Below are 13709 nucleotides of genomic sequence, written 5' to 3'. Positions count from 1 at the left end.
CGGGCCCGGTCGCGCTCCGACGCGGCCCGCTCCCGCGCGACGCCGTCCCCGCCTGCCCGCGCGACCGCCGCCGCCACCGCCGCCTCGAACGGGACGATCGCGGCCAGCGCCCCCGCGATCGCCTCCCGGGCCGCCCACTCGACCCGGCTCACGCTGACCTGCACGAGCGGCTCGCGGCACCGGTCGGGGCGCTCGCCCTTCAGGGCCGCGCACCGCAGCATCCCGATCCGCTCGTCGGGCCGGCGCGCCACGATCATCAGGTACATCCGGGCGCCGCAGGCGTGGCGGACCCGCCCCTCGAGCCAGCTCGTCCCCACCTTGTGGCGGACCCGCGGGGCCCCGGCGACCCGCTCCGCGATCGCGGCCCGCCGGGGCTCGTCGACCAGCGCGGGGTGCTGCCCGGCCACGACCCCGCCCGCGGCCAGGCTCGCCATCCCGCCGAACACGGGGTTGCGGAGCATGCGGATCACCGTGCTGACGTTCCAGGCCGGCGCGAACCGGGGGCGGACCCCGAGGCGCTCCAGCTCGCGGCAGATCGCGGAGGCGCTGGCCCCGCCCTCGGCGAGGTCGAAGATGAGCCGGACCGTCGCGGCCTCGTCGTCGTGGAGGACGACCGCGCCGTCGACCGATCGGTATCCGTACGGGATGCGCCCGTGGAGGTGGCCGCGCTGGCGCCGCTCCGCCCCGGCGGCGGCGATCATCCGGCCCATCCGCCGCCGCTCCGCCTGGGAGACGACGCCCAGGATGCCGCGCACCAGCTCGTCCTCCGCGGCCGGCTCCGAGACCGAGACGAGCCGGCACCCCGCGTCGCGCAGCCGCCGCCAGATCACCTCCTGGAGGATGTTGTCGCGCGCCAGGCGCGACAGGGCGAAGACCGCGACCGCGTCGACCGAGGACGCGCGCGCGAGGACCGCGTTGAGCCCCGGCCGGTCGGCGTCGTAGCCGCGCACGTCGTGGTCCCGGACGCAGTCGACCAGCTCCCACCCGTTGACCCGGCAGTGCTCCGCGATCCGGGCCGCCTGGGCGTCGAGGCTCAACGAATCGGCGGCGGTGAGCTCGTGCTTTCTGGCCAAAGACTGACGGCAATACCCCAGGACCGTTGTCATGGCGTCACCTCTTGCGGATACAGAACAGACGTTCTATTCTACTCCTGACCGCAGAGCGCCGAAGCGCCTAGCCAGATCGTCTAGGAGTCCTCATGCCACCCATCACCGCGTCCGGCGTCGCCGTCCTGACCATCGCGAGCGGCGACGAGTCCGCCGTCGCCAACACCGGGCTGACCATCACCGTCGACGAGCTGGTGGAGGTCATCGTGTCCGGCCTCGGCGGTGGGACAACGACGACCGTTGCGTCCGACCACCCCGCGGTCAAGCGCCATTGGTGGTGGCTGCTGTTGCAGATGGTGGCGACGCGGGCGGCCGATCAGTACGGGAGCCGGCAGGTGACGCCGATCTTTCGCGGCACCGTCTCGCCGGTCCCCGGCGTGGGGGAGCTGCCGTTCGGCTATCAGGTGTGCGGGTGGTGCCGCTGCGAGCCGGGCGAGGTCGACGGGTGCGACGTCTGCGGCGGACTGGGGATCGTGCCGCGAACGGGGGACGACGACGGCGCCACCCCTGACCATCAGATATAGTGATGATCGGGAGGATGACCATGCAAGATTCAGATGCAACGATGTCGGCCGACGAGACCAACGACGACGAGACCAACGACGACGAGAACGTCGCGACAGCTCCCGATGATGCCAACCTCAAGCCGCTTGAGGATTGGGAGACGTACCGCGATTTCCATGAGGCGTACCCCGCTCGCTGCGAAGGCAACACCCTTGTCGATTGCTACGCAGTGGCCGCGCGGTCCGTTCGTTAGGCATCGAACGATGCAACCGGCGATGATGAGGGCGCGTCCTCATCGGCGAACATCCCCCGCACGTCATCGAACATCGTCTCGATGACCTCGCGGAACCCCGGATCCTCGTACATGAGCGCGAGTTGTTGGAGCGTCGTCTCCGCCGCGTCCACCGGCGCGAGTCCGGTTCGCGTGAGCGAGCAGCCCGCGATCGACCCGATCTCGGCCCCGCCGAACTCGATCACACAGTCGGTGAACGAGCACCGCTCGAACCGGCGCCCGTCGATCCGGATCGTCTGGCCGACGAACGCCTGCCCTTGAACGACGCGCACCGACACCACCCTCGGTGGACGGTCTTTCTGCGGCATCACCTCCCCCACGTCTTCAACATGATCTCGATCGCCTCAACCTGAGCGGCGTCAAGGCGTGCGCTCCGAAGGCGCTCCACCAGCACGGTGGCCGGGCTGTCGGCGTCTTCCTCGACCACCCCCACCTTGCCCGCCGCCGTCACCTCCTCGGGCAACAGCTCCCCGGCCGCGATCAGCAGGTCCAGGTGCGAGACGCCCATCGCCTCCGCGATACGTCTCCGAATATCGGCGTCAGGCAGCTTCGTCCTCAACTCCAGTTGAGAGACGTACTCCTTGCTCTTGCCAATCCGGTCGCCGAACGCTTTTAGGGTGAGGCCCTTCCCCTCCCGATACGTGCGGACATAGGCACCTAGCAAGCTCCCCATGCCGGCCATGGTCGTCGGTGCGATGACTATTGACAACTGGTATTCAGTCCGTATACTGAAGGTGTGCAGACGGAATACCGACGAACCAGGAGCAATCTGATGGCGACGATGGCAGTCGAGGAGAAGGTCTCCAGGATCACGGCGCCCACCGCGTCGTTCTCCCTGACCGTCTCCCTGATCGCGTGGATCGAGGCTGAGGCCCGCAAGCGCGGCATCTCCAAGAGCGAGCTGGTCCGGCAGATCATCGACGGCGCTCGCCAGCAGGTGGCGGCGTGATGACCATCTGCCAGACCCCCGGCTGCGGCACCCCCGCGACCCTCCGGCCGGAGCGCAACGACGCGGTCCTCTGCCCTTTCTGCTGCCTCGCCGTCGCCGTCCACGCCGAGGCGATGGTCGAGACGCTGCGGACCCTGGCCGCCGAGGGCCGATACGCCGACGAGTCCACCCGAGAGGCAGCCTGATGGTTTGGCAGATTCCTCTTTCCAACGGGATGGTCGCCCTCGTTGACGACGATGACATTGATCGTGTGTCGCGTCTTCCCGAGAGATTCACGTCGAAGGTCCGAATCAACGCCGCCACCGGATGCCACGAGTGGATGGCATATCGAGACCGAGACGGCTACGGGACTTTCAGTTTGGGAGACCAGAAAGTGCTGGCTCATCGCTTTGCATACGAGGAGGTCGTTAGCCCGATCCCGGACGGTCTCGTGATCGACCACCTGTGCCGAAACCCGTCGTGTGTGAACTCCGAGCACTTGGAGCCGGTGACGCCGCGCGAAAACCTCATGCGTGGGTTCAACCGGAACGTCGTCCTTCATCACGCGGGCCACTGCCTTCAAGGACATACCGACATCTCGATCCATTCCAGTGGGAGGCGGATATGCCGGACGTGCGACGCCCGTCGACATCGCGAATTGAAAGATCGGAGGCGAGCCGCATGACCACCCCAGACACCGTCACGGCCGGCACGGTCTACGTCCTCATGGCCGAGCTTCGGCCCCGGCGGCGCGAGTCCGACCCCAGGTGGGCCGTGTTCAGCCACTTCGCGCGGATCAGCGACGAGCTGCCCGCAACCGTGACCATCGCCGTTCCCGATCCGAACGAGACGTTCACCGACGATCCCGTTCCGACGGTGGTGACGTTGTTCACCGTCTGGCCCGACGAGGTGGGTTGGACCGTCGACGGCGGGGCGTTCGGCAATGGCGTCGCGTTCGACCTCCCGACCGCCATCCGCGACGCGCTCGCGGTCGTGGACACGGCCGGCGTGGCGCTGGACCGGGCGGCCTGATTGAGCACCGCGCCCTCGTCGATCGACACGCCGCGTCAACGCGCCCCGGCACCCGCCGCATCGTCGGGTCTTCTTTGGCGCGATGGCTGGCTCCGCGGACCAGCAGGGGGCGGAGTAAGCGCCGGGGCGGGAGCCGCCCGGCCGTGCCCCAGCCAGCGCGGCGCGTCGATCGACGAGGGCGGGGCGCCCGTCCGAGACATTCGTTTTTACCTGAGGAGAAATGCCCATACGACGACGGTATCAACCAGGACGCGCCCCGGCAACAAATTGATTTTCATCCCGCGAACGGAGTCCACCCCCGCCATGGCCATGAAGCCGCTTTTGGTCGTCCTCGCACGACAGGAGTGCGACCGCCACGACGACGTCGTGCTCGAGATCATCGCCGACCGCCACATCTCCGACGCCGAGTACCTGCGGGTCCTGGAGTCGCAGGAGCGCAAGGCCCGCGTCGTCAACCTGGCCGCCTACCGGGGCCAGCTCAACGCCGCCCTCGCCCGCGACATCGAGACGGACAGCTATCTGTCCGACCTCGGGATGCGTGCCGGCGTGTACGGGCTGGAGAACCAAGCCGCATGACCGCACAGGTGTTGCTCACGAACGGCGACGTTGCACTCATCGATGACATCGATCTTCCGCGAGTCAGCGGGCTCCGCTGGAGTGCATCGCGCAATCCGCATACGACCTATGCCATTACGCAGATCGACCGAAAGACGGTCTATCTGCACCGTCTGGTGATGGATGCGACGGCTGGGATCGAGGTCGACCACAAGAACGGTGACGGGCTTGACTGCCGACGCTCGACCAACCTGCGTCTGGCTACCCGTCAACAGCAATGCGCCAACGTCCGGGCGAAACCGAGTCGGTCTGGATACCGGTGCGTCCATGCGGCCTTCTGGCGAAACGACCGCTGGCAGGCCCAAATCCAAGTGAACGGGGTCACGACTCGAGGGCGATGGAGGCCGTCACCCGAAGAGGCCGCCCGCGACTACGACCGGATGGCGCGAGAGCACTTCGGTGAGTTCGCCCGACTCAACTTTCCGGGAGAAAGCGAACAAGCCGCCTGACGCGCACAACGAAGAAGGCCCCGTGCGAGGGGATCGCAGGGGGCCGACCGACCAATCAGTGGACTGATCCAAGGGGAGTCTAAACCATGCAACCGACGACCGACGGCCCTCCAGACGATCCACGCGGCGACTACGACACCGCCCGCGAGGCGTGGGGCGCAATGCCCGCCGGGGACCACGACCCGAGCGATCACCTCGTGATGGACATGATCGAGGCCATTCAGGCCCAGCTCAACGCCATCACCGCTGACCCCCACCCTGACGTCGCCGCGTGGAGCCCGCATCTGGCCGAGTTGCAGGCGGCCGACGACGAGCAGTCGATCCACGACGCCTATGTCCGCTACGGCAATCGACCCGGCGTGATCGTCGACCCCGACGACTACGCGGTGTTTCGGGAGGCCACCCTGCCGCTCCTGACGCTGTTGCTGCCGGGGGCCGAGGCGTCGACGCGGGACACCGTAACGGTGTCGCGGGCCGACCTCGACATCGTGCTGCACAGCGAGGCGCCGATCTACGACGACGAGGGGATGGACGCGTGGATGCGGCTGGCCGTGACCCTCGATCCCGCCTTCGCCGACGACCCGAAAGCCACCTAACCGACCGGACCCGCGACCCCGCCCCCTCGAGGGCACCCGATGGAGACGACATGCGCGCCACCGACGATCACGACGACTACGGCCGCACCCCCGACGACATCCGGGCCATTCTCCGGCACCAGGATGCGGCGGCTCGCCGCGTGGCTCTTAGACGACAGCCTGTGCCGACGTCTTGGCTTGACGAGGAGGGCGATGCGCTTGCCCCGCCGGCGACGGCCGCGTACTCGGTCGCGGTTTCGGTGGCCGACCTGAGCGAGGTCGAGCGGCTCAACCTCGCGGGGCGCTACTACGGCCTGGCCGCGTGCTTCCCGCGCACCTCGCCGTACTGGCGGGCGCTGGCCGAGCTGGGGGAGGCGGCGCTGCCCGTCGCCCCGATGCCCGAGCCGCGACGGCCGCGCGTGCTGCGCCGCTACGCCAGGCGGTGGCAGCGGGTCGTGCTGGCGCTGCTCGTGGGGCCGAGCGTGACGATCGGGATGGGGCTGCTGGAGGGGCCGGAGATCGGCGGATAACGCGGGGGGCTCGCCGCTGCGAACGGCGAGCCCCCCATCGACAGGATTCGACGACCTACTGAGGAGTGTAACCCCGTGGCAGACACCGACAACAGCCCCGCCGTTCGCGACCACCACGCCGTCATGGAAGCGGTCATCACCAAGGGCGACTTGGGCAAGCTCACCCCCGAGGAGAAGTGGCAGTACTACTCCGAGACGTGCCGCTCGATCGGGCTGAACCCGCTCACCAAGCCGTTCGACTACTTGACCCTCTCCGGCAAGACCGTCCTGTACGCGACCAAGTCCTGCACCGACCAACTCCGCAGCATCCGCGGCATCAGCGTCACGAAGGTCGACGCGCGGACCGAGGGGGACATGCGGATCGTGGAGGTCTACGCAACCGACTCGACCGGTCGGCAAGACATGGACATGGGTGTCACGACGGTCAAGGGGCTGACCGGTGATGCGCTCGCGAACGCCTACATGAAGGCGCTGACCAAGGCCAAGCGCCGCGTGACGCTCTCCCTGTGCGGCTTGGGGATGTTGGACGAGTCGGAGATCGAGACGATCCCCGGCGCCCACATCAACGCGGACCCCGCCCGCCTCACCGGCTCAATCACGCCGGAGGGCAGCGGCGGGCGAGCGGGTACCGGCGTAAAGCACATCTACGACAACCTCACCGACCGCGCCGTCGCCGCCACCGCCAACCGCGACCAGGAGGCGTGGAAGGCACTCGTCGCGGAGGTGGGGAAGGACGTCGACCTCTGGCCCGCGCTCATCGCGCAGAGCCCGTCCGAGACGCACCTGGCGTGGCTCGAGAAAGCGGCCAACGGCAAGGGTCAGCAGCTCCGCCCGCACTTCGACCGGCGGCGTGCCGATCTCACGGCGCTGATCGAGGCGGGCGACGCCGATGATGCGGACAATCGCCCCGACGAGGACCCGATGCCGAACACGATGGTGTTGTCCGTGAGCCCCAGGAGCGGGCGCGTGGACCTGGTCAAGGGGTTCGCCGCTGCCACACCCGACGACGACGCGGAGTACGACCCGGCCACGGGCGAGCGCATCCCCGACTGGGTGGGCAAGGTCGCCGCGACGGACCAACTCGCCGGCATGCCGACGACCACGCGCGGGCGCACGGCGGACCAGATCGCGGGGGTCAACTAAACGATGAGTGCCACCAACATCCCCGGCTACGTCGGGATCAGCCGCCGCGAGGCCCTTCAGCTGCTCGATCGTTTCGCCGCGGAGCCGCCACCTCCTGCTGACGCCCCGGCGCAGGATCAGGACTGGGCTAAGGCGGTCGCCGTGCTGCTTGGGCTCATCAACGACATGGAGATCATCACCGCGTTCGACAAGGTGTTCCGCAAGTACGGAGCGAAGTAGCGATGCACGACACCGAGCCCACGGACTGGCATGCGCGGTTCTACGGCCCCGACGGGCCGGTGGAGCGCAACCGACGCCACGCGGCGGAGACGATCGAGGCGGAGGGCATGCCGCCGTGGACGCAGTGCGTCGACTGCGTGGACTCGGGCTACCCCCGGTCCGGGCGGTCGGGCTTCTGCTGGTGCGCCAAAGGACGGCGGATGGCGAGCGAGCGGGCCGAGGACGTGGCCCGCCTCGCGCCGCCGGCGAAGACGACGGCGCCGGTCAAGACGTGGGGGAACCGCTAACCGATGGCGTGGGCGAGATTGGATGACCAGTTCCCGGATCACCCGAAGGTGATCGCAGCGGGGCCGCTAGCGAAGTCGTTGTTTGTCGACGGACTTTGCTACTGCAACCGACTGCTAACCGATGGATTGATTCCGAGACGCATGGCACTCCGCCTCGCTGACGACTACGCCGAGTACACCGATGAGGACCTCGCCCAACGGCTGGTCGACGTCGGCCTGTGGGAAACGTGCGAGGACGGCTACCGCGTCCACGACTACCTCGACTATCAGCCGAGCGCGGAGAAGGTGAAGGCCGAGCGGACCTCGCTGTCGGCAAAACGCGCCGCTGCCGGACGGGCAGGAGCTGCCGCGAGATGGCAAACGGATGGCAACGGCAATGGCAAAGCCGTAGCAAACGAATGGCAAACCGATGGCCCCGTCCCGTCCCGTCCCGTCCTAGACGAAACAGAGGTTCCTATCGTCACCTCTGTTTCGAGCGCGACTGCGCCGCGCGCCAAACGCAAGCAGCAGGTGCCGGATGACTTCTACCCCGACGACGCCGGCGTGAACTACGCCCTCGCCCAAGGCATGCCGTTCGAGCAGGTGCCTCGTCAGGTCGAGAAGTTCGTCAACCACCACCGGTCCAAGGGCACCACGTTCCTCGATGTCGCCAAGGCGTGGCAAACGTGGGCCGGGAACTACCAGGAGTTCGGCCGGCCTCGATCTCCGACGGGCAGCGCTAACGGAACACCCGACTTCTACGCCAGAGCCGAAGCCCTACGAGCCGCAGAGAGGAACCAATCGTGATCACCGAGCTTCAGTCCGTCGAGCTATGCGCCGTGCTGTCGGACACCTACCCGAACGCCAAGCTCGGCGCCCGAAGCCCCGAGATGTACCGGGCGCTGATCGGCGACGTGCCGTGGGAGGTCGTGCTGGCCGCGCTGCCGACGATCCTGCGCCGCCATCCGGACTTCTGTCCGAGCGCCCCGGCCCTCGCCAACGCCATCCAGGACCTCACCGAAGGGGGGGCGCCCGACTGGGAGACGGCGTGGGAGGCGGTCAAGGCGCAGCGCCGGGATAACCACCTGTGGCGACCGTGGTCCATGACGGATCCGCTCGCGTTTCGGGCGGCCAGGATCATCGGCATCGAGGCGATATGCATGGTCGAGAGTGATCAGGAGAACACGATGCGAGCGCAGTACCGGGACGTGTATCGGGGCCTGGCGGCGAGCGGTCGTCGCGACGATGACCGTGATGCGGTCACCGGCGGAACAGCGCAGCGCATCGCGGAGCTGGCCGGTGGGCTCAAGCGGATGCCGAGCGCCGGCAACGTCGTGCCGATGGTCAAGGTGGGGACGGGACGATGAACGAGTATGAGCAAGGTGGGTTCTCCGTGGAAGCGCTAGCGGTACCGAGCGACCCGTTTGTGGAGGCACACGCTGAGGAGATACGCCGACTCGCAACCAGATCCAGCACCGACATTGTGGATATCGGAAAGCGGCTGATCCTGGTCAAGCAGCGGGTCGGACGCGGGGCGTGGCTACCGTGGCTTAATGCCGAATTCGGCTGGTCCGACGAGACCGCCAATCGTTTCATGCGGGTCGCCACAACGTTCGGGGAAATCCCACAACTTGTGGGATTTGGCCCGTCCGCGCTGTACCTCCTCGCATCGCCGTCCACCCCAGCCGAGGTTCGCCAGCATTTCGTGACCCAAGCCGAGTCTGGCGAACCCGTCCGCTACAGCGACGTGCGCGACGCCATCCAGGCTGCCCGACCCGAGCCCCTTCCCCAGCACGTCATCGAGGCCTCGGTCCCGTGTGAGGACTGCGGTGAACTGTTCAGCGAGGAGGTCTGGCATTGCGCGGAGTGCGACCACCACTGGCCGCTCGGTCGCGATTCTTGCCAGAACTGCCACATGACCGAGCGGCCCCTCGACCTCGACGACCACCGCCGGCAACGGGAGCGGGAGGCCCGCCGCGGGCAGGCCAAGGCGGAGCAAGCGATGGGCGACGCGATCCTGTCGCGCGTCATGTCGCCGAGGACGCAGGACGCGGTGCTGCGTGCCGCGTTCTCCACCGCGGTCGTCGGGGCGCACCGCAACCTGATCTCGCTCAACCCGGAACGGATCGCCGACGTGCTGGACGCGGGCGACGCCGAGCGAGCCCGCCGGTTCGTTGACACCCTCGACACGTGGTCGGGGCAGCTCCGCAGTGCATTGGGGCGGGGAATCCGCCTCGTGGGAAAGGAAGGCGCGTAGTGTCCAAGATGTCAGCGCTCAAGCCGGACGACAAGAAGTGGTTCGATTCGCTGATCGAGGCGGCGTCGACCAAGGGGGTCGAGTGCGCCGTCACCGCGCTCACAGACGACGTTTACCCCAACGTCGAGCGCATGGCGGAGGGCGGCGATCGCCAGGCGCAGCGCGTCGTGTCGGCGCTCGGCCGTGACGGCGCTCGTGGCCGCATTCAGACGTGGCTCAAGTCCGATGTATCCGTGTTTCGGATTGCGCGGACCGGACATGTGCTCTCCGTTCCGTCTCGCCGGGGCGTCCCCGCGGTCGATGACGACGGGGTCCCCAGTCGTCACTACCAGCAGCCCCTTTGGTGGGAGCTGACGTGGAAGCAGTTCGAGAAGATGGTCGAGACGGTGGCCGCTCGACGGGATGTCATGTCAGCACAGGTCGATGCGTTCAGCGACGTTATCACCCTCAAGGACAAGTACCCGCACACGCAGACCCCAGGCGAGGCGTGCGAGATCGACGGGATTGACCCCCGGTCGTTCGACATCTCCGAAACGGCGTGAGCGCTCCGCTCGATCGTTGGGACATCGAATGGCGCCGACTCACCCAGCGGGAGCCTCCCGCGCATCGAACGGTGCTCTGGTGGGAGATGACCTGGGACGAGTTCGCCGCGTATGTCGACGAGCGGGGACTCGTGTCGCCCGCGGACGAGGTGCTGGCCCTGAGGGACCGTCACCCCGAGTCGCTAACCCCGTATGAGGCCCTGGAGTGGGAGATCCGAGACCCAAGCGTCGACCCGTGGGCAGTTGATCCAGGAAAACGGTTGCCATGACCGTCCGCATCGAGCCCGACCCCGACGGCGCGACGTACCGCGACCGCCCGCTGTTCGTCTACGTCGTCGAGCGCGACGGCGTGGAGGTCGCCCGCTCCACCCGCCCGCAGCTCGCCGGCGTGGCGCTGGCCCAGGGCCGGACCACCCTCGCCCGACTGGAGACGCTATGACCGCCACCATCATCGTCCCCGCCCGCAGCGAGCCCGAGGCCGACCGCCTCGCCGCCGTCCACCGCATCCCCGACGGGTGCTGGACGTGGTGCGACCCGGCCTACGCCTACGCCTACGCCGACACCTGCGCGGCCCGTGGCGTCCCCACCTTCGTCCTGACCGCCCGCTCGGTCGCCCGCACCGTCGCCGTCCGAACGCAGCACGAGTGGAGCGCCGCATGACCACCGAGCAATGCGAGGCGTGTCGCGGGTACTCCACCGCCGGCGACCTGGTCGGCATCGAGAGCGACGATCGATGGTTCGACATCTTCACCTTCTGCGCGCCCTGCCGCGAGGCGATGGCCGCGGCGCCGCCGATGTGGAACCTGTCGCTCTGGGGGTTGGGCGACAACGATTCCGGCTGGCTCTACTGGGAGCGGGCCGTCCCGAACGCCGACTTCGAGCTCCACAAGCTCCTCGGGCGCACGGAGGACGCCGACATCCTCGAAGAGCACCGGTCGGACTGGCTGATCGAGGTGCGGTGGAACGGGTATCTGCGTGGCACCGGGCGCCCCCGGAAGGGGGAGATCAAGACCTACGACGCCTGGGCCGTGCGCGTCCCGCCCGCGTTGGCGCATCCGCCTGAGGTGCCCGCATGACGAACCACACGGGCATGGACGGCAGGGGGTCGCGGACCCCGCCGGGGCACAAGACCATGAAGGGCGACGACTTCACCGCCTTTTATGGGGCAGAGCGGACCGAGCCTGCCGCGGTCAAGGGCTACACGATCCACCTTACGCAGGTCGGCAAGGAGTGGTGGGGGTTCATGCTCTTCAAGGGGTGCGCGCTGATCGGGAGGGAGCAGCACTATGCCTGCCTCGACATTGCCATCCACGAGGCTAACGCATTCATCAGGCGCCACGCGGAGGAGAACCGATGACCACCACCTTCCAGGCCGTTGAGCTCACCGCCACCGTCCGCAACCGGGACGGCGCGACCGTCGAGATCGTGGAGTCGGCGGCCTACGACGCCCGTGGCGACTTCATCGGCTACGTGTGGCGGTGCATTGCCGCTGGCTATCGAGTGGAGTTACGGCGTGACGTGGACACGGAGGGGGCGGGATGAGGATCGGCGTCAACCCCACCCGCCCCCCGGACCACACGTTCCGCTGGTACCGACTTCGCGACCGCGCGAGCGGCCAGCGGGAGGTCCATGCCATCACCGACGGCGTGCCGGCGATGGTCGTCACGGTCGAGCCGGACGCGGCGACGTGGCGGGACGACGCCGCGGTCAACGCCCGCATCGACGATCGGCAGGCCCGCCTCTGCGCTCTGCTCGACCAGCGGAGGATCCGATGACTGCCCCTGCCCGCCCCCGGCCCGCGACCGAGGCGCAGCCTGTGCTGGTGGTCGCCTTCACCGTCGACGGGGAGCCGCAGGCATGGCAGCGGGTCCGCTACAACCCCCGCTCTGGTCGCATGTTCAACAGCGACGCCCTGAAGGCGGCCGAGGCCGCCGTCGCCTGGGAGTACAAGCGGGTCGCCGCCATCCACGGTCTCGACTTGCCCTACGCCGGGGAGGTGGCCCTGATCGTCCGGGCCTACAGCGCCAAGACGCGCGCACCCGACCTCGACAACGTCGTCAAGCTCGTGTCCGACGCGCTCAATAAGGTGGCGTGGGTGGACGACCATCAGGTCAAGCGCATCCTCGCCACGATGGCGACCGACCCCACCCCCCGAACCGTCGTCGAGATCATCACCGAAGGAGTCACGCCGTGACCACCGATATGGCCGCCACCAACACCCCGGAGCCGACCGAGCCCGGCGCGACCCCGCCGGATCGGGAGGAGGTGTACGTCCTCGCGATGATCCAGGTCCTCGTGCCAGCGGATGCGGCAAACCCGGACGACCCCAACGCGACCGTCGACGCGGTCCGTGCCGTCATCGGTCCCAAGCCCACCATCTTCGACGTCGGGTACGGCGCGTGGGGGCAACTCCGTACCGGGTCGTCGGCCACCCACCTCGCAGCCCCGGCCCCCGCGACCCCGCCGGAGCGGGAGGGGGTGGGGGGGATGGCTGACTACGAGTTGGTTATGACCTTCGCGGCGGCTGAGCGTCGCCAGCTCCCCCCGGACTTCCCACATCACCGGATTGCGCTCCGAGACGAGATCACGCGTCGGATGGCCCTCGCCGCCTCGGCCCCCGCGCCCGCGACGGGGGAGACGGGGTCGACCGAGAAGCAGGTCGAGGCGGCGGCGGCTGCGTTTGCCCAGACGGTGCTGGACGGGCGAGACGACGGGCGTCGTTGGCATCAGTTGGTCCCCGAGGTCCAGGGGCGGTACCGCGACCAGGCCCGCGCCGCCCTCGCCGGCGCCGTGGGGGAGGGCGGGCGCATCTTCAGCGCCGAGGACGTGGCGGACCTGCGGACGATCCTCGACAACCCGAAGGTGCGGAGTCGGGACTGCACGAATATCCACGACGAGGTTGACCGGCTGCGGGCGCTGCTGGAAGCACAGGAGGGGGCGTAGGTGGCTAGCAAGAAGAGGCGTCGCCAGCAAGAGCGGATGGAGTTGTTCGACGTGCTTGCTGAGCATGGACGTAAGTACGGATGGGCTCCGCTGAGAAACCCGCTGATCGACGACATGATGCTGTCCAAGATCATCCGCGAGTTCATGGACCGAGGGCTCGCGCTAGGTTGCCTCGACCATGTCACCCGCACCGTCGAAACGCTTCCGCTGTCGCTCGTCCGGGCCATGTTGATTCTGGACCCACTCCTGGAAGTCTCGTGGGATCTATTCGCCGAAACGGAGGTGGTCTGACCCCCCCACCCCCACCG

General features: G+C 68.3%; 29 protein-coding genes. 26 read left to right on the top strand and 3 right to left on the bottom strand.

Annotated features, from left to right (window positions below; genetic code table 11):
- A partial coding sequence (locus VNJ48_RS13790; RefSeq protein WP_325603044.1) for a recombinase family protein occupies nucleotides 1-1073 on the bottom strand: 1073 nt, incomplete at its 3' end.
- A 125-nt stretch (nucleotides 1074-1198) separates the two neighbouring features.
- Between VNJ48_RS13790 and VNJ48_RS13785 the strand changes: the two genes are divergently transcribed.
- Entirely contained in the window at nucleotides 1199-1630 is a 432-nt protein-coding gene (locus VNJ48_RS13785; RefSeq protein ID WP_325603042.1) for a hypothetical protein, read from the top strand.
- Nucleotides 1631-1671: 41 nt separating this feature from the next.
- Nucleotides 1672-1863: a hypothetical protein gene (locus VNJ48_RS13780; protein WP_325603040.1), complete on the top strand. Its 192-nt coding sequence runs from the start codon at nucleotides 1672-1674 to the stop codon at nucleotides 1861-1863.
- On the opposite strand, the gene VNJ48_RS13775 is transcribed toward VNJ48_RS13780, so the two are convergent.
- Together VNJ48_RS13775 and VNJ48_RS13770 are read right to left on the bottom strand one after the other, a co-directional pair.
- Nucleotides 1860-2174 carry a hypothetical protein gene (locus tag VNJ48_RS13775; RefSeq protein ID WP_325603038.1) on the bottom strand — a complete coding sequence of 105 codons (315 nt, stop codon included), beginning with the start codon at nucleotides 2172-2174 and terminating at the stop codon, nucleotides 1860-1862. The genes VNJ48_RS13780 and VNJ48_RS13775 overlap by 4 nt on opposite strands.
- Nucleotides 2175-2209: 35 nt before the next feature.
- Nucleotides 2210-2575, bottom strand: coding sequence for a helix-turn-helix transcriptional regulator (locus VNJ48_RS13770; protein WP_325603036.1), 366 nt, complete (start codon nucleotides 2573-2575; stop codon nucleotides 2210-2212).
- Between the two features lie 99 nt (nucleotides 2576-2674).
- Here VNJ48_RS13770 and VNJ48_RS13765 point away from each other — a divergent pair, with 99 nt between their 5' ends.
- From VNJ48_RS13765 to VNJ48_RS13655, 24 genes are all read left to right on the top strand, one after another.
- Nucleotides 2675-2851 carry a ribbon-helix-helix protein, CopG family gene (locus VNJ48_RS13765; protein ID WP_325603034.1) on the top strand — a complete coding sequence of 59 codons (177 nt, stop codon included), beginning with the start codon at nucleotides 2675-2677 and terminating at the stop codon, nucleotides 2849-2851.
- Complete coding sequence (locus tag VNJ48_RS13760; RefSeq protein WP_325603032.1) at nucleotides 2848-3036, top strand: hypothetical protein; 189 nt, start codon at nucleotides 2848-2850, stop codon at nucleotides 3034-3036. The genes VNJ48_RS13765 and VNJ48_RS13760 overlap by 4 nt, the downstream gene beginning before the upstream one ends.
- Nucleotides 3036-3515, top strand: coding sequence for an HNH endonuclease signature motif containing protein (locus tag VNJ48_RS22690; RefSeq protein WP_414689955.1), 480 nt, complete (start codon nucleotides 3036-3038; stop codon nucleotides 3513-3515). The genes VNJ48_RS13760 and VNJ48_RS22690 overlap by 1 nt, the downstream gene beginning before the upstream one ends.
- Nucleotides 3512-3862 carry a hypothetical protein gene (locus VNJ48_RS13755; RefSeq protein WP_325603031.1) on the top strand — a complete coding sequence of 117 codons (351 nt, stop codon included), beginning with the start codon at nucleotides 3512-3514 and terminating at the stop codon, nucleotides 3860-3862. Before VNJ48_RS22690 ends, VNJ48_RS13755 begins: the two co-directional genes overlap by 4 nt.
- A 303-nt stretch (nucleotides 3863-4165) precedes the next feature.
- On the top strand, nucleotides 4166-4438 hold the full coding sequence (locus VNJ48_RS13750; RefSeq protein ID WP_325603029.1) for a hypothetical protein: 273 nt from the start codon (nucleotides 4166-4168) through the stop codon (nucleotides 4436-4438).
- Nucleotides 4435-4926 carry an HNH endonuclease gene (locus VNJ48_RS13745; RefSeq protein WP_325603027.1) on the top strand — a complete coding sequence of 164 codons (492 nt, stop codon included), beginning with the start codon at nucleotides 4435-4437 and terminating at the stop codon, nucleotides 4924-4926. Before VNJ48_RS13750 ends, VNJ48_RS13745 begins: the two co-directional genes overlap by 4 nt.
- A gap of 161 nt (nucleotides 4927-5087) precedes the next feature.
- Complete coding sequence (locus tag VNJ48_RS13740) at nucleotides 5088-5522, top strand: hypothetical protein (protein ID WP_325603025.1); 435 nt, start codon at nucleotides 5088-5090, stop codon at nucleotides 5520-5522.
- 50 nt (nucleotides 5523-5572) lie between these two features.
- The gene (locus VNJ48_RS13735; RefSeq protein ID WP_325603023.1) at nucleotides 5573-6031 is read left to right on the top strand and encodes a hypothetical protein; all 459 of its coding nucleotides are present in this window, start codon (nucleotides 5573-5575) and stop codon (nucleotides 6029-6031) included.
- Between the two features lie 75 nt (nucleotides 6032-6106).
- Nucleotides 6107-7174: a hypothetical protein gene (locus VNJ48_RS13730; protein WP_325603021.1), complete on the top strand. Its 1068-nt coding sequence runs from the start codon at nucleotides 6107-6109 to the stop codon at nucleotides 7172-7174.
- A gap of 3 nt (nucleotides 7175-7177) precedes the next feature.
- Nucleotides 7178-7393 (top strand): hypothetical protein, encoded by a 216-nt coding sequence (locus VNJ48_RS13725; RefSeq protein WP_325603019.1) that lies wholly within the window; start codon nucleotides 7178-7180, stop codon nucleotides 7391-7393.
- A 2-nt stretch (nucleotides 7394-7395) separates the two neighbouring features.
- On the top strand, nucleotides 7396-7680 hold the full coding sequence (locus VNJ48_RS13720) for a hypothetical protein (protein ID WP_325603017.1): 285 nt from the start codon (nucleotides 7396-7398) through the stop codon (nucleotides 7678-7680).
- 18 nt (nucleotides 7681-7698) lie between these two features.
- The gene (locus VNJ48_RS13715; protein ID WP_325603015.1) at nucleotides 7699-8466 is read left to right on the top strand and encodes a hypothetical protein; all 768 of its coding nucleotides are present in this window, start codon (nucleotides 7699-7701) and stop codon (nucleotides 8464-8466) included.
- The gene (locus VNJ48_RS13710; RefSeq protein ID WP_325603013.1) at nucleotides 8463-9026 is read left to right on the top strand and encodes a hypothetical protein; all 564 of its coding nucleotides are present in this window, start codon (nucleotides 8463-8465) and stop codon (nucleotides 9024-9026) included. Before VNJ48_RS13715 ends, VNJ48_RS13710 begins: the two co-directional genes overlap by 4 nt.
- Nucleotides 9023-9916 (top strand): DUF3102 domain-containing protein, encoded by an 894-nt coding sequence (locus tag VNJ48_RS13705; protein WP_325603011.1) that lies wholly within the window; start codon nucleotides 9023-9025, stop codon nucleotides 9914-9916. The genes VNJ48_RS13710 and VNJ48_RS13705 overlap by 4 nt, the downstream gene beginning before the upstream one ends.
- Before the next feature lie 8 nt (nucleotides 9917-9924).
- Nucleotides 9925-10458 carry a hypothetical protein gene (locus VNJ48_RS13700; protein ID WP_325603009.1) on the top strand — a complete coding sequence of 178 codons (534 nt, stop codon included), beginning with the start codon at nucleotides 9925-9927 and terminating at the stop codon, nucleotides 10456-10458.
- A gap of 265 nt (nucleotides 10459-10723) precedes the next feature.
- Nucleotides 10724-10897: a hypothetical protein gene (locus VNJ48_RS13695; RefSeq protein ID WP_325603007.1), complete on the top strand. Its 174-nt coding sequence runs from the start codon at nucleotides 10724-10726 to the stop codon at nucleotides 10895-10897.
- Nucleotides 10894-11118 carry a hypothetical protein gene (locus tag VNJ48_RS13690; protein WP_325603005.1) on the top strand — a complete coding sequence of 75 codons (225 nt, stop codon included), beginning with the start codon at nucleotides 10894-10896 and terminating at the stop codon, nucleotides 11116-11118. Before VNJ48_RS13695 ends, VNJ48_RS13690 begins: the two co-directional genes overlap by 4 nt.
- Nucleotides 11115-11534, top strand: a complete 420-nt coding sequence (locus VNJ48_RS13685) for a hypothetical protein (RefSeq protein WP_325603003.1) — start codon at nucleotides 11115-11117, stop codon at nucleotides 11532-11534. Before VNJ48_RS13690 ends, VNJ48_RS13685 begins: the two co-directional genes overlap by 4 nt.
- Complete coding sequence (locus tag VNJ48_RS13680) at nucleotides 11531-11815, top strand: hypothetical protein (RefSeq protein ID WP_325603002.1); 285 nt, start codon at nucleotides 11531-11533, stop codon at nucleotides 11813-11815. Before VNJ48_RS13685 ends, VNJ48_RS13680 begins: the two co-directional genes overlap by 4 nt.
- Nucleotides 11812-12000, top strand: coding sequence for a hypothetical protein (locus VNJ48_RS13675; RefSeq protein ID WP_325603001.1), 189 nt, complete (start codon nucleotides 11812-11814; stop codon nucleotides 11998-12000). The genes VNJ48_RS13680 and VNJ48_RS13675 overlap by 4 nt, the downstream gene beginning before the upstream one ends.
- Nucleotides 11997-12233 carry a hypothetical protein gene (locus VNJ48_RS13670; RefSeq protein ID WP_325602999.1) on the top strand — a complete coding sequence of 79 codons (237 nt, stop codon included), beginning with the start codon at nucleotides 11997-11999 and terminating at the stop codon, nucleotides 12231-12233. Before VNJ48_RS13675 ends, VNJ48_RS13670 begins: the two co-directional genes overlap by 4 nt.
- Nucleotides 12230-12652 carry a RusA family crossover junction endodeoxyribonuclease gene (locus VNJ48_RS13665; protein WP_325602997.1) on the top strand — a complete coding sequence of 141 codons (423 nt, stop codon included), beginning with the start codon at nucleotides 12230-12232 and terminating at the stop codon, nucleotides 12650-12652. The genes VNJ48_RS13670 and VNJ48_RS13665 overlap by 4 nt, the downstream gene beginning before the upstream one ends.
- Nucleotides 12649-13401, top strand: a complete 753-nt coding sequence (locus VNJ48_RS13660) for a hypothetical protein (RefSeq protein WP_325602996.1) — start codon at nucleotides 12649-12651, stop codon at nucleotides 13399-13401. Before VNJ48_RS13665 ends, VNJ48_RS13660 begins: the two co-directional genes overlap by 4 nt.
- Nucleotides 13402-13692 carry a hypothetical protein gene (locus VNJ48_RS13655; protein ID WP_325602994.1) on the top strand — a complete coding sequence of 97 codons (291 nt, stop codon included), beginning with the start codon at nucleotides 13402-13404 and terminating at the stop codon, nucleotides 13690-13692. It abuts the gene before it with no gap.
- Nucleotides 13693-13709: the final 17 nt, after the last annotated feature.

The sequence above is a fragment of the Nocardioides sp. genome, assembly GCF_035576065.1.
Classification (GTDB): Bacteria; Actinomycetota; Actinomycetes; order Propionibacteriales; family Nocardioidaceae; genus Nocardioides.
The sequence above is the reverse complement of the archived record's forward strand: the minus strand, read 5'-3'. Positions and strand labels throughout refer to the sequence as shown.

Bases quoted from the DNA above. Each gene is read 5' to 3' on its own strand.
- VNJ48_RS13700 (WP_325603009.1), top strand. From the start codon at position 9,925: ATGTCAGCGCTCAAGCCGGACGACAAGAAGTGGTTCGATTCGCTGATC.
- VNJ48_RS13745 (WP_325603027.1), top strand. From the start codon at position 4,435: ATGACCGCACAGGTGTTGCTCACGAACGGCGACGTTGCACTCATCGAT.
- VNJ48_RS13670 (WP_325602999.1), top strand. From the start codon at position 11,997: ATGAGGATCGGCGTCAACCCCACCCGCCCCCCGGACCACACGTTCCGC.
- VNJ48_RS13780 (WP_325603040.1), top strand. From the start codon at position 1,672: ATGTCGGCCGACGAGACCAACGACGACGAGACCAACGACGACGAGAAC.
- VNJ48_RS13765 (WP_325603034.1), top strand. From the start codon at position 2,675: ATGGCGACGATGGCAGTCGAGGAGAAGGTCTCCAGGATCACGGCGCCC.
- VNJ48_RS13725 (WP_325603019.1), top strand. From the start codon at position 7,178: ATGAGTGCCACCAACATCCCCGGCTACGTCGGGATCAGCCGCCGCGAG.
- VNJ48_RS13720 (WP_325603017.1), top strand. From the start codon at position 7,396: ATGCACGACACCGAGCCCACGGACTGGCATGCGCGGTTCTACGGCCCC.
- VNJ48_RS13695 (WP_325603007.1), top strand. From the start codon at position 10,724: ATGACCGTCCGCATCGAGCCCGACCCCGACGGCGCGACGTACCGCGAC.
- VNJ48_RS13685 (WP_325603003.1), top strand. From the start codon at position 11,115: ATGACCACCGAGCAATGCGAGGCGTGTCGCGGGTACTCCACCGCCGGC.
- VNJ48_RS13675 (WP_325603001.1), top strand. From the start codon at position 11,812: ATGACCACCACCTTCCAGGCCGTTGAGCTCACCGCCACCGTCCGCAAC.
- VNJ48_RS13770 (WP_325603036.1), bottom strand. From the start codon at position 2,575: ATGGGGAGCTTGCTAGGTGCCTATGTCCGCACGTATCGGGAGGGGAAG.
- VNJ48_RS13740 (WP_325603025.1), top strand. From the start codon at position 5,088: ATGCCCGCCGGGGACCACGACCCGAGCGATCACCTCGTGATGGACATG.
- VNJ48_RS22690 (WP_414689955.1), top strand. From the start codon at position 3,036: ATGGTTTGGCAGATTCCTCTTTCCAACGGGATGGTCGCCCTCGTTGAC.
- VNJ48_RS13755 (WP_325603031.1), top strand. From the start codon at position 3,512: ATGACCACCCCAGACACCGTCACGGCCGGCACGGTCTACGTCCTCATG.
- VNJ48_RS13785 (WP_325603042.1), top strand. From the start codon at position 1,199: ATGCCACCCATCACCGCGTCCGGCGTCGCCGTCCTGACCATCGCGAGC.
- VNJ48_RS13750 (WP_325603029.1), top strand. From the start codon at position 4,166: ATGGCCATGAAGCCGCTTTTGGTCGTCCTCGCACGACAGGAGTGCGAC.
- VNJ48_RS13665 (WP_325602997.1), top strand. From the start codon at position 12,230: ATGACTGCCCCTGCCCGCCCCCGGCCCGCGACCGAGGCGCAGCCTGTG.
- VNJ48_RS13690 (WP_325603005.1), top strand. From the start codon at position 10,894: ATGACCGCCACCATCATCGTCCCCGCCCGCAGCGAGCCCGAGGCCGAC.
- VNJ48_RS13680 (WP_325603002.1), top strand. From the start codon at position 11,531: ATGACGAACCACACGGGCATGGACGGCAGGGGGTCGCGGACCCCGCCG.
- VNJ48_RS13705 (WP_325603011.1), top strand. From the start codon at position 9,023: ATGAACGAGTATGAGCAAGGTGGGTTCTCCGTGGAAGCGCTAGCGGTA.
- VNJ48_RS13735 (WP_325603023.1), top strand. From the start codon at position 5,573: ATGCGCGCCACCGACGATCACGACGACTACGGCCGCACCCCCGACGAC.